The following is an 11,040-nucleotide window of genomic DNA, read 5'->3' as shown; positions in this document are numbered from 1 at the left end:
TACCCCGGGGGGGCGCGCCCGCCCCCCGCGCCTGGTTGCCCCGCGGTGGCCCGCCGCGGCACGGACGTGGCCCGCCCGCGGGGGGGGGGGGGGGGGGCCCCCCCCCGGGCCCCGATCGTTTGCCCGCCGCCGGGAGGCCCCACCGTGACCGACCCGTACACCGCCCCCGGACTGACCCCCGGTCACCTCGGCGCCCCCGTCCTCGAACCCGAGGGCGCCCCGCCCGGCCTGCCGTACGGCGTCGAGCCGCCAGACCCCGGCCGACTGCGCACCGGCGCCGCCTGCTGCCTCAGCGTGGCCGGCCTGCTCGGGGTGGCGACCGCCGGCGCCGTCGCGCTGTTCCTGGCCTGGCCCGAGGGCAAGAAACCCGCCCCCGACTTCGTCGGCGCCGGCACCGGACGGGTACAGGTGTCGGTGGCCCAGGGCGCCAGCGTCACCCAGATCGGCAAGACCCTGACGGCCAAACACGTCATCGCCTCCACCAGGGCGTTCACCGAGGCCGCCGCCAAGAGTCCGGCCAGCAACCGGATCCAACCCGGTACCTACACCCTCAAGGAGAAGATGTCGGCCACCGCGGCACTCAACGTGCTGCTCGACCCCGCCAACGCCAACGCCCTGACCATCCCCGAAGGCTGGCGCTCCACCCAGATCTACGCCGCCATCGACACCCGGCTCGGCCTGGAGCCCGGCACCACCAAGGCCACCGCCGAACAGCACCTCGCCGACCTCGGCCTGCCCGCCGACGCGACCGGCCACCCCGAGGGCTACCTGTTCCCCGCGACCTACCCCGTCACCGGCGACAGCACGGCACTCAGCCTGCTCCAGGAAATGGTGAAGGAAGCCGACACCGAGCTCGGCGGCGGCGCGATCGCCGACGCCGCCGCCGCGAACAACATCACCCCGTACGGCGTGCTCGCCGTCGCCAGCCTCGCCCAGGCCGAGGCCGACAACCCCGAGGACATGGCCAAGGTCGCCCGGGTCGTCTACAACCGGCTGGCGAAGAACATGCCGCTGCAGCTCGACTCCACCATCAACTACGCGCTCGGCCGCTCCACCCTCACCACCACCGTCGACGACACCAGGCTCGACTCCCCGTTCAACACCTACGCCCACTCCGGCCTGCCGCCCACCCCCATCGGCAACCCCGGCCGGGACGCGCTGCGCGCCGCGATCCACCCCGCCGACGGTGACTGGCTGTACTTCGTGACCGTACAACCCGGCGACACCCGGTTCACCGACAGCGCCGACCAACACCGAAAGAACGTTGACGAGTTCAACGCACACCGCGCACAGAACCCGTCCCCGACCGACTCCGCCCCCGCACCTTCCGTCCCCTGATCAACAGGGAGCGACGCCCGTTGGCTACGCTGCGGTACGGTAACGTCTCCCAGCACGGGCGTTTACTAGCGCGCCCGTTCGACGGACACCCTGGACGCGGTAAGGGGATCAATGACTGATCAGAGCGGGCGCTACGGTGCCCAGGGCGACCAGGCATGGTTCCCCGGAGAACAGCAGCAGCCCCCGCAGTACGGTCAGCAGGATTTCGGGCAGCAGTATCCGCAGGGGTATGCGCAGCAGCAGGGCGTGCCGCAACAAGGCGTGCCGCAGCAGGGGTTCCCGCAGCAGCAGATGCCTCAGCAGGGTGTGCCGCAGCAGCAGGCGCCGATGGGTGGCCAGGGCTACCCGCAGCAGCAGGGCTTCGTCCAGCAGCAGCCGCAGGGGTATCCGCAGCAGGTCATGCCCCAGCAGGGGATGACGCAGGGCGGTCAGCAGCAGTTCGTGCAGCAGCAGTTCGGCCAGGAGCAGGGCTTCGTGCCCGGGCAGGCGATGCCGCAGCAGGGCGTTCCGCAACAGCAGATGCCGCAGCAGGGTGTGCCTCAGCAGCAGATGCAGATGGGCGGTCAGGGCTACCCGCAGCAGCGCGGGGGGACCCAGGGCGGTCAGCAGCAGTTCGTCCAGCAGGGCATGCGGCAGCCGATACAGCAGGGCATGCCCCAGCAGGGCGTGCAGCAGCAGGTCGTTCAGCAGCCGGGCATGTCCCAGCAGGGCATGGCGCAGCCGGTGCAGGCCCAGGGCGCTCAGCCGCAGGCCCGGCGGGCCGAGCCGGCCGGGGGGCCCGGTCCGGACGGTATCGACTGGGAGGCGGAGGCCGCGGCGCTCGACAACCCGGCGGCGCCTGCTGTGGCCGAGCCGGACGCGTTCGACGAGCGTGCGGGCGAGCCCGAGCAGTGGGCCGAGGACGAGTACGCCGAGGAGGAGAGGGGCGGTTCGTTCCTCTCCGAGCAGGACAACTCCCGCGAGGCCGAGCGCAAGCGCAAGGAGAAGGGCAAGAAGTCCGGCCGCCGCAACAGCGGCGCCTGCCTGGTGGTCGCCCTGGTGCTGCTCGGCGCGACCGGTGGGGCGGGCTGGTGGGGCTACGGCATGTACCAGGACCGCTTCGGCCCGCCGCCGGACTTCGAGGGCGACGGCTCCGGCTCGGTCAACATCACCGTCGCCAAGGGCGCGGGCGGCACCGACATTGGCAAGGTGCTGAGGGATTCCGGCGTGGTGAAGAGCATCAAGGCGTTCACCGTCGCGTACGACAAGAACCCGAAGGCTCGCGGCATCCAGCCCGGCATCTACACCATGAAGCACGAGATGTCCGCGTCGGCGGCCGTCCAGGAGCTGGTGGAGTCCAATGGAGGCAACGTGCTGATCCTCCCGGAGGGCATGAAGGCCACGGACATCTACGTCAAGATCGACGAGAAGCTGAAGCTCGACAAGGGTGCCACTGCGAAGGTCGCCAAGGACCAGGTCGGAAACCTCGGCCTGCCCGCCTACGCGAACAACAACCCTGAGGGCTTCCTGTTCCCGACCCGGTACTCCATCACCGACGGCATGAAGCCCGAGGATTTGCTCAAGCAGATGGTGGCCAACGCCGTCCAGCACTACAACGACCTCAAGCTGGAAGAGGGCGCACAGAAGGTCGGCCTGAAGAACGCCTACGAGGTGATCACCGAGGCGTCGATCCTGCAGGCCGAGGGCAACAATGACCACGACTTCGGCAAGATGGCGCGGGCACTGAGCAACCGCCTCAGCACCAACGCCACCCAGGGCAAGCTCCAGCTCGACACGACGCTCCAGTACCAGCTGGGGCGGGTCAACTTCAGCAATGCGGAGCTGGAGACCAACAAGAGCCCGTACAACACCTACATCGTCAAGGGCCTGCCGCCGACCCCGATCGGCAACCCCAGCGACTCGGCGATCCAGGCGGTGCTCAACCCGACCCCCGGCGACTGGGTGTACTGGTACGCGATGAACCTCAACGAGACCCGCTTTGCGGCGACATACGACGAGCACCTGAAGAACGTCCAGGAGGCATGCACCGCCAAGGGCCAGGGCTTCGACAAGTCTCGCGGCGTCTGCAAGTAGCCGACGGCCCGTCCGGCAGGCGATGCGGCTTTGCAGGCGGGTCGGGTGGGTGGCGTGACCTGCATGACGATGCCGCAGAACCAAGGAGCATCCGGCCGGAGCGCCACTGCTGGAGGCCGAACGTGCGGACGTGGTCCGCGACGGTCGGCACCTGGGACGTGCCGCTGACCGTCCGGGCGGGGGAGCACCGGGCGGTGCACGGGGCGAACGGCGCCGGGCGGCACTTGCCGCCGCGGCCCGTTCCGGTTGGTGCGTTGGACCTTCCTACAGGCTACTGCCGCCCATGCAGTACGGGGTCGAGCCACCGATGTAGAGGAACTGCATGTGGGCGCGAGTGTTCGGGCCGTAGACGCCGTCCTGGGCGATGCCTGCGGCGCGCTGAATCTGGATGACGGCGGACTTGGTCGCGTTGCCGTAGATCCCGTCGACCCCGATGAAGATGTTGTTGCATTGAGCCAGAGCTCGCTGGAGCGCCACCACACCGTCGCCCTGGTTGCCGTAGCCCATGACGCAGCTGTCCGAGCCGTTGTCTGCCACCGGCTTGTAGAAGAAGAAGTCCTGCTTGGTGCAGGTCGGCAGCGAGGCAGCGCTCGCCTGGGCGGCGCCGATCCACAGTCCGGACACGGCCAGCGCGGTGGCGGCTATCACGCGGAAGACTCGGGACATCGAAGACTCCTCAATTGGTGGACGAATGAACTTGCAGCGAGATTGTGTGTGCCAGTGATCGTTCGCCAGGGTGAAGTCTTTACCTCTGATGACCAGAACTTGGTTGACCTTGACTGGAACTGACCGCAGTCCGGCTGGCGATACGGCTTTGCGGTCGGGCGGGGGCGGGCCGGTAGCGTGAGGCGCATGGAGACGCCGCAGAACCAGGAACGCCCGGCCGGAGCGCCGTTGCTGGAAGCCGCCCACGTGGACGTGGTCCGCGACGGGCGCTACCTGCTGAAGGACGTGTCGCTGACCGTCCGGGCCGGGGAGCACTGGGCGGTGCTCGGGGCGAACGGGGCGGGGAAGAGCACGTTGCTTTCGCTGCTGGGGGCGGTGCAGCATCCGACGGCGGGCAGTGTGAAGGTGCTCGGGCGGCAGTTGGGCCGGGTCGATGTGCGGGAGTTGCGGGCGCATCTCGGGCACGTCAATCCGCGGCATCCGTTGCGTTCGCCGTTGACGGTGCGGCAGGTGGTGCTGACCGGTGTGACGCAGTCGATCGAGCCCGATCCGTTTCGCAAGCCGACGGCCGAACAGCTGCACCACGCCGAGGAGTTGATCCACACGCTGGGCGTCGCGCACCGGGCCGAGAGTGTCTGGACGACGCTCTCGCAGGGCGAACGCGGGCGGGTGCTGATCGCCCGGGCGCTGATGCCCGCGCCACGGCTGCTGCTGCTCGACGAGCCCGCGACCGGGCTCGATCTGACGGCGCGCGAGCAGTTGCTTGAGAGCCTGGACGGGCTGCGCCAGCGCTTCCCTGAGGTGGCCTCGGTGCTGGTCACCCACCACCTGGAGGAGCTGCCGGAGACCACCAGCCACGCGCTGCTGTTGCGCGACGGACTGGTCACCGCTGCGGGCCCGGCCGCGGAGGTGCTCACCACCGAGCTGGTCTCCGACTGCTTCGGACACCCGATCCGGATCGGGCACAGCGAGGGCCGCTGGACCGCCCGCACCCGCCGGGGCGCCGTGTGACCGAATGGGCGCTGCGCCCCGCGACGGACGGAGACCTGGAGGCGCTGGTCGAGCTGCGGGCGGTGGCGATGCGTCCCGACCTGGAACGGCTCGGCCGCTTTGACGAGCACCGGGTCCGGCAGCGGATGCGTGACGGGTACCGGCCCGCGCACACCTCGGTGCTGGAGGTGCCCGGGTTTCCGCTGCCGGCGGGCTGCCTGACGCTCCGTCCGGACGGAGAGCGGCCCGGCACGCTGGTGCTGGAGCACTTCTACCTCGACCCGGCGCTGCACGGCCGCGGCCTCGGCACCGCCGTGCTGCGCTCCGTGCTGGATACGGTTGACGGTCTGGCCGTTCGGCTGACCGTGCTGCAGGGCAGTCCCGCCCGGCGGCTGTACGAGCGGCACGGTTTCGCGCTTGCGTCCGAGGACCCGATCGACGTCCACCTGTACCGAACTCCCCGAAGGATCGTGTCGTGACCAACCCGCACCGGGCCGCCGTGCTCGGCTCGCCGATCGCCCACTCGCTCTCGCCCGTCCTGCACCGGGCCGGCTACGCCGCGCTCGGTCTGGACGGGTGGCGCTACGACCGGTACGAGATCGACGAGGCGGGGCTGGAGGCGTTCGTTGCCGGCCTGGACACCGACTGGGCGGGTCTGTCGCTGACCATGCCGCTGAAGCGGGCGATCCTGCCGCTGCTGGACACCGTCAGCGACACCGCACGCTCCGTGGACGCCGTCAACACCGTGGTGTTCGGGCCGGACGGGCGGCGGCACGGCGACAACACCGACGTCCCCGGCCTGGTCAACGCGCTGCGCGAGCGGGGCGTCGAACGGGTGGAATCGGCGGCGGTGCTGGGCGCCGGGGCGACCGCCTCGTCCGCGCTGGCGGCGCTCGGGCAGATTTGCGACGGCGACGTCACCGTGTATGTGCGCCGTGCCGAACGGGCCGCCGAGATGCGGGAGTTGGGGGAGAAGCTCGGGGTCGCGGTACGCATCGCCGACTGGGCGGACGGCGCGCAGGCACTGGCCGGCCCGCTCACCGTCTCCACCACGCCGGTCGGGGCCACCGACGGCTTCGCCGCGCAGCTGATCGGTACTCCCGGGGTGCTGTTCGACGTGCTGTACCACCCGTGGCCGACCGCGCTGGCCGGGGCCTGCCAGGAGCGGGGCGGGACGGTGCTCGGCGGGCTGGATCTGCTGGTGCACCAGGCGGTGCTCCAGTTCGAGCGGTTCACGGGCGTCGAGCAGGGCCCGCTGGCGGCGATGCGCGCTGCGGGCGAGGCGGCCCTGGCGGCGTCCTGAGCGGTTGCGGTCGGGTCCGCGCTCGCGGGCGGCCAGGCGCGGTGGATGAGACGGCGGCGGTGTCCGGAGGCCATATCGGGTGCCCTGAGCTGCGGCTTCGCACGCCGGGCCGGGCGGCGTCGGCGGACGTTCACTGTCCGCCACGCGGACCGTGCCCCCGGTGGCGCGCCGGACGTGAAAGGATCGGTGCTTGCCCCGCCGCGCTCCGCGGCCGGGCAGCACGAGACGCCGGACCGGCCGCCGTTCGCGGCGAGCGGGCCGCTGACGAAGGAGCTTTTCGGTGGGTAGCTTGCGCTGGCTGACGGCGGGGGAGTCGCACGGCCCCGCTCTGGTCGCGACGCTGGAGGGCCTGCCGGCCGGAGTGCCGGTCACCACCGCCATGGTGGCCGACGCGCTGGCCCGCCGGCGGCTCGGTTATGGTCGCGGCGCGCGGATGAAGTTCGAGCAGGACGAGGTGACGTTCCTCGGCGGTGTCCGGCACGGCGAGACCATGGGATCGCCGGTGGCGATCATGGTCGGCAACACCGAGTGGCCGAAGTGGGAGCAGGTCATGTCGGCCGACCCGGTCGACCCCGAGGTGCTCGCGGGCCTGGCCCGCAACGAGCCGCTGACCCGCCCCCGCCCGGGCCACGCCGACCTGGCCGGCATGCAGAAGTACTCGATCGACGAGGCCCGGCCGATCCTGGAGCGCGCCAGCGCCCGGGAGACCGCCGCCCGGGTCGCGCTCGGCGTGGTCGCCCGCTCCTACCTGAAGGAGACCTGCGGCATCGAGATCGTCAGCCACGTGGTCGAGCTGGCCGCCGCCAAGGCCCCGGCCGGGGTGCTGCCGCTGCCCGCCGACGAGGCCCGGCTGGACGAGGACCCGGTGCGCTGCCTGGACGCCGACGCGTCGAAGGCGATGGTCGCCGAGATCGACCAGGCCCACAAGGACGGCGACACCCTGGGCGGTGTCGTCGAGGTGCTGGCGTACGGCGTGCCGGTCGGCCTCGGCTCGCACGTGCACTGGGACCGCCGCCTGGACGCCCGGCTGGCCGCCGCGCTGATGGGCATCCAGGCGATCAAGGGCGTCGAGGTCGGCGACGGCTTCGAACTGGCCCGGATCCCCGGCTCCCAGGCGCACGACGAGATCCTGCCGACCCCCGAGGGCGTCAAGCGCGCCACCGGCCGCTCCGGCGGCACCGAGGGCGGACTGTCCACCGGCGAGCTGCTGCGCGTCCGGGCCGCGATGAAGCCGATCGCGACCGTCCCGCGCGCCCTGCAGACGCTGGACGTGCGCACCGGCGAGCCCGCGAAGGCGCACCACCAGCGCTCCGACGTGTGCGCCGTGCCGGCCGCCGGCATCGTCGCCGAGGCGATGGTGGCGCTGGTGCTGGCCGACGCGGTGGCGGAGAAGTTCGGTGGCGACAACGTCTCCGAGACCCGTCGCAACGTGCAGTCGTACCTCGACAACCTGATCGTCCGATGAGCGCCCCGGTAGTTGTGCTGGTCGGCCCGCCCGGCAGTGGCAAGTCCACCGTCGGGCGGGTCCTCGCGGAGCGCCTCGGCCTGCCGTTCCGCGACACCGACGAGGACATCGAGCGGACGGCCGGCAAGCCCATCCCGGAGATCTTCGTCGACGAGGGCGAGCCGCACTTCCGGCAGCTGGAACGCGAAGCCGTCGAGGCAGCCTGTGCGGACTTCGCGGGCGTGCTCGCGCTCGGCGGGGGCGCCGTGATGGCCCCTTCCACGCGCGAAGTGCTCGCCCCGCTGCCCGTGGTGTTCCTGGAGGTCGCGCTGGGCGACGCGGTCAAGCGGGTCGGCCTGGACGCCCCCCGCCCGCTGCTCGCGGTCAACCCCCGGGCCCGCTGGCGCGAACTGATGGAGGCCCGCCGCCCGCTGTACCTGGAGGTCGCCACCGCCGTGGTCGACACCGAGGGCCGCACGCCCGAGCAGGTCGCCGACGCCGTACTTGAAGCACTGGAGCTGAAGAACCCTCATGAGTGACATCGTTCGGATTGCCGTTGCTGGTAGTGACGGCCACGCCCCGTACGAGGTGCTGATCGGGCACCAGCTGCTCGGCGAACTCGCCCCGCTGATCGGCCCGAAGGCCAAGCGGGTGGCGATCATCCACCCGGAGGCGCTGGAGGCCACCGGCGAGGCGATCCGCGAGGACCTGGTCGACCAGGGCTACGAGGCGATCGTCCTGCAGGTCCCGAACGCCGAGGACGCCAAGAGCGTCGAGGTCGCCGCGTACTGCTGGTCGGTGCTCGGCCAGACCGGCTTCACCCGCGGCGACGTCATCATCGGCCTGGGCGGCGGCTCGACCACCGACCTGGCGGGCTTCGTCGCCGCCACCTGGCTGCGCGGGGTGCGCTGGATCTCGGTGCCCACCACGCTGCTCGGCATGGTGGACGCCGCGGTCGGCGGCAAGACCGGCATCAACATCGCCGAGGGCAAGAACATGGTCGGCGCCTTCCACCCGCCCGCGGGCGTGCTGGCCGACCTCGGCACCCTGGAGACCCTCGGCAAGCACGACTACGTCTCCGGCCTGGCCGAGGTGATCAAGGCCGGCTTCATCGCCGACCCGGTGATCCTCGACCTGATCGAGCAGGACCCCGCGGCCGCCACCACCCCCGCCGGCCCGCACACCCTGGAACTCATCCGGCGGGCCATCCAGGTCAAGGCCGACGTGGTCTCCGGCGACCTCAAGGAATCCGGCCGCCGGGAGATCCTCAACTACGGCCACACCCTCGGCCACGCCATCGAACGCAACGAGCGCTACAAGTGGCGGCACGGCGCGGCGATCTCCATCGGCATGGTCTTCGCCGCCGAACTCGGCCGCCTGGCCGGGCGGTTGGACGACGCCACCGCCGACCGGCACCGCACCGTACTGGCCTCGGTCGGCCTGCCGCTCAGCTACCGGGCGGACGCCTGGCCGAAGCTGCTGGACGCCATGAAGATCGACAAGAAGTCGCGTGGCGACCTGCTGCGCTTCATCGTCCTCGACGGCCTCGCCAAGACCTCCGTCCTCGAAGGCCCCGACCCGTCGCTGCTGGTCGCCGCGTACGCGGAGGTCTCCGGATGACCGCCGTCCCGGTGCTCGTCCTGAACGGCCCCAACCTGGGCCGGCTGGGTTCCCGCGAGCCCGACGTGTACGGGTCCACGTCGTACGCGGGGCTCGTTGCGCGCTGTGCTGCCCTGGGCGCGGAGCTCGGGCTCTCGGTCGAGGTCCGGGAGACCAACTCCGAGGCCGAGATGGTCGGTTGGCTGCACGAAGCGGCGGACGCCAAGACCCCCGTGGTGATCAACCCTGGCGCGTTCACCCACTACTCGTACGCGATGCGGGACGCCGCCGCGCAGCGCACCGCCCCGCTCATCGAGGTGCACATCTCCAACCCGTACACCCGCGAGACCTTCCGGCACACCTCGGTCATCGCCGCGGTCGCCTCCGGCACCATCGCGGGCTTCGGTCTCGGCTCGTACGAACTCGCCCTGCGGGCACTCGCCGAACAGCTGACCACCCGCTGAGCACCGCGCGGCCCGGTGGCGGACTTGTGCCCGCCACCGGGCCGACGTGTACATTCGGCGCAGGGAGGTGACGGTGAGCCAGTACGCGCAGAGCCACCATCCGGGGGGCCAGGTGCCGCCCCGCCCGGGGACGCCCCCGTATCCGACGGCCCCTCAACAGCCGTACCCCGCACCGGTACTGCCCTCCACCACCCAGGCCATACCCACCCTCGGGCCGATCGCCACCCGCCCCGACCGGCCGACCGTCCCGCTCAAGGCCGTCGCGCCCGGCGGTACCGGGCACTTCCTGCTCCCCAGCGGCGGCACCGTCCAACTCCCTGCCGCGCCACCGCCGATGCCCGCACCGGCCGCCCCGCTGCCCGTCGGACCGATCGCCGTCCTGCTGATCGGCGCGGCCGGCGCCGGCAAAACCACCGTCGCCCGCTACTGGGCCGAACGCCGACCCACCCCCACCGCGCACATCAGCCTCGACGACGTCCGCGAATGGGTCCAGGCCGGCTTCGCCAACCCGCAGTCCGGCTGGAACACCGCCTCCGAGGCCCAGTACCGCCTCGCCCGGCGCACCTGCGGCTTCGCCTGCCGCAACTACCTCGCCAACGGCATCTCCTGCATCATCGACGACGCCGTCTTCCCCGACCGCCCCGCGATCGGCCTCGGCGGCTGGAAGCGCCACATCGGCCCCGGCATGATCCCCGTCGTCCTCCTCCCCGGCCTCGACCGCGTCCTCGCCCGCAACGCCGAACGCTCCGGCAACCGCCGCCTCTCCGACGACGAAGTGGCCCGCATCCACGGCCGCATGGCCGGCTGGCGCACCTCCGGCCTCCCCATCATCGACAACTCCAACCTCACCGTCCCCGAGACGGCCGCCGCGCTCGACCAGGCGATCCTCTCCCGCCTCCACCAACGCTGACCCCCTGCGGGGAGCTCCCTCCACCCGCGCCGCGCAACCCGACCCGCGACGAGCGCTGCGCGCAGGCCGGGGGCGACCCGCTGCGCGGGGCTTGGGTGTGAGGAGTTTCCGCTGCGCGGAGCTTCGGCGGCGCGGGCCTTCGCCGGGCGGGGCTGTGCAGGGAGGTTCCGCTGGGCCGCCTTCGCGGTGCGGGTTTTTGTGGCGCGGGTCTCCGCTGGGTGGGGTTTCGCTGTACGGGCTTTCGCTGCGCAGG

At 71.7% G+C, this 11,040-nt stretch carries 12 protein-coding genes; 10 read left to right on the top strand and 2 right to left on the bottom strand.

All coding sequences use genetic code 11. The features are described from left to right. Nucleotides 1-144: 144 nt before the first annotated feature. Entirely contained in the window at nucleotides 145-1,338 is a 1,194-nt protein-coding gene (mltG, locus tag ACGFWJ_RS33770) for an endolytic transglycosylase MltG (protein ID WP_392956312.1), read from the top strand. 108 nt (nucleotides 1,339-1,446) lie between these two features. On the opposite strand, the gene ACGFWJ_RS33765 is transcribed toward mltG (ACGFWJ_RS33770), so the two are convergent. Next, a complete protein-coding gene (locus tag ACGFWJ_RS33765) occupies nucleotides 1,447-1,851 on the bottom strand; it encodes a hypothetical protein (RefSeq protein WP_392956310.1) in 405 nt (134 codons plus the stop codon). On the opposite strand from ACGFWJ_RS33765, the gene mltG (ACGFWJ_RS33760) reads away from it, so the two are divergent. After that, entirely contained in the window at nucleotides 1,813-3,411 is a 1,599-nt protein-coding gene (gene mltG, locus ACGFWJ_RS33760; protein ID WP_392956307.1) for an endolytic transglycosylase MltG, read from the top strand. The genes ACGFWJ_RS33765 and mltG (ACGFWJ_RS33760) overlap by 39 nt on opposite strands. A 264-nt stretch (nucleotides 3,412-3,675) precedes the next feature. On the opposite strand, the gene ACGFWJ_RS33755 is transcribed toward mltG (ACGFWJ_RS33760), so the two are convergent. Continuing rightward, the gene (locus ACGFWJ_RS33755; RefSeq protein WP_392956304.1) at nucleotides 3,676-4,077 is read right to left on the bottom strand and encodes a peptidoglycan-binding protein; all 402 of its coding nucleotides are present in this window, start codon (nucleotides 4,075-4,077) and stop codon (nucleotides 3,676-3,678) included. A 186-nt stretch (nucleotides 4,078-4,263) separates the two neighbouring features. Here ACGFWJ_RS33755 and ACGFWJ_RS33750 point away from each other — a divergent pair, with 186 nt between their 5' ends. The 8 genes from ACGFWJ_RS33750 to ACGFWJ_RS33715 all read left to right on the top strand — a co-directional run bounded on the left by ACGFWJ_RS33750 (nucleotide 4,264) and on the right by ACGFWJ_RS33715 (nucleotide 10,787). Beyond that, complete coding sequence (locus ACGFWJ_RS33750; RefSeq protein ID WP_392956302.1) at nucleotides 4,264-5,088, top strand: ABC transporter ATP-binding protein; 825 nt, start codon at nucleotides 4,264-4,266, stop codon at nucleotides 5,086-5,088. Further along, nucleotides 5,085-5,546, top strand: a complete 462-nt coding sequence (locus ACGFWJ_RS33745) for a GNAT family N-acetyltransferase (RefSeq protein ID WP_392956299.1) — start codon at nucleotides 5,085-5,087, stop codon at nucleotides 5,544-5,546. The genes ACGFWJ_RS33750 and ACGFWJ_RS33745 overlap by 4 nt, the downstream gene beginning before the upstream one ends. Then, nucleotides 5,543-6,370 carry a shikimate dehydrogenase gene (locus ACGFWJ_RS33740; RefSeq protein ID WP_392956297.1) on the top strand — a complete coding sequence of 276 codons (828 nt, stop codon included), beginning with the start codon at nucleotides 5,543-5,545 and terminating at the stop codon, nucleotides 6,368-6,370. Before ACGFWJ_RS33745 ends, ACGFWJ_RS33740 begins: the two co-directional genes overlap by 4 nt. A 280-nt stretch (nucleotides 6,371-6,650) precedes the next feature. After that, on the top strand, nucleotides 6,651-7,835 hold the full coding sequence (aroC, locus tag ACGFWJ_RS33735; RefSeq protein WP_387642906.1) for a chorismate synthase: 1,185 nt from the start codon (nucleotides 6,651-6,653) through the stop codon (nucleotides 7,833-7,835). After that, a complete protein-coding gene (locus ACGFWJ_RS33730) occupies nucleotides 7,832-8,353 on the top strand; it encodes a shikimate kinase (RefSeq protein WP_392956295.1) in 522 nt (173 codons plus the stop codon). Before aroC ends, ACGFWJ_RS33730 begins: the two co-directional genes overlap by 4 nt. Then, nucleotides 8,346-9,434 (top strand): 3-dehydroquinate synthase, encoded by a 1,089-nt coding sequence (aroB, locus tag ACGFWJ_RS33725; RefSeq protein ID WP_392956292.1) that lies wholly within the window; start codon nucleotides 8,346-8,348, stop codon nucleotides 9,432-9,434. The genes ACGFWJ_RS33730 and aroB overlap by 8 nt, the downstream gene beginning before the upstream one ends. Further along, on the top strand, nucleotides 9,431-9,877 hold the full coding sequence (gene aroQ / locus ACGFWJ_RS33720; protein WP_387642903.1) for a type II 3-dehydroquinate dehydratase: 447 nt from the start codon (nucleotides 9,431-9,433) through the stop codon (nucleotides 9,875-9,877). The genes aroB and aroQ overlap by 4 nt, the downstream gene beginning before the upstream one ends. A 73-nt stretch (nucleotides 9,878-9,950) precedes the next feature. Continuing rightward, nucleotides 9,951-10,787, top strand: a complete 837-nt coding sequence (locus ACGFWJ_RS33715) for an AAA family ATPase (protein ID WP_392956290.1) — start codon at nucleotides 9,951-9,953, stop codon at nucleotides 10,785-10,787. The last annotated feature ends 253 nt before the right edge of the window (nucleotides 10,788-11,040 follow it).

The organism is Kitasatospora sp. NPDC048407 (assembly GCF_043200475.1).
Taxonomy (GTDB): Bacteria; Actinomycetota; Actinomycetes; order Streptomycetales; family Streptomycetaceae; genus Kitasatospora.
The sequence above is the reverse complement of the archived record's forward strand: the minus strand, read 5'-3'. Positions and strand labels throughout refer to the sequence as shown.

What these genes read in the sequence shown, in the direction of transcription:
- ACGFWJ_RS33755 (WP_392956304.1), bottom strand. Translation starts at nt 4,077, where the DNA reads ATGTCCCGAGTCTTCCGCGTGATAGCCGCCACCGCGCTGGCCGTGTCC.
- ACGFWJ_RS33750 (WP_392956302.1), top strand. Translation starts at nt 4,264, where the DNA reads ATGGAGACGCCGCAGAACCAGGAACGCCCGGCCGGAGCGCCGTTGCTG.
- ACGFWJ_RS33730 (WP_392956295.1), top strand. Translation starts at nt 7,832, where the DNA reads ATGAGCGCCCCGGTAGTTGTGCTGGTCGGCCCGCCCGGCAGTGGCAAG.
- aroB (WP_392956292.1), top strand. Translation starts at nt 8,346, where the DNA reads ATGAGTGACATCGTTCGGATTGCCGTTGCTGGTAGTGACGGCCACGCC.
- aroQ (WP_387642903.1), top strand. Translation starts at nt 9,431, where the DNA reads ATGACCGCCGTCCCGGTGCTCGTCCTGAACGGCCCCAACCTGGGCCGG.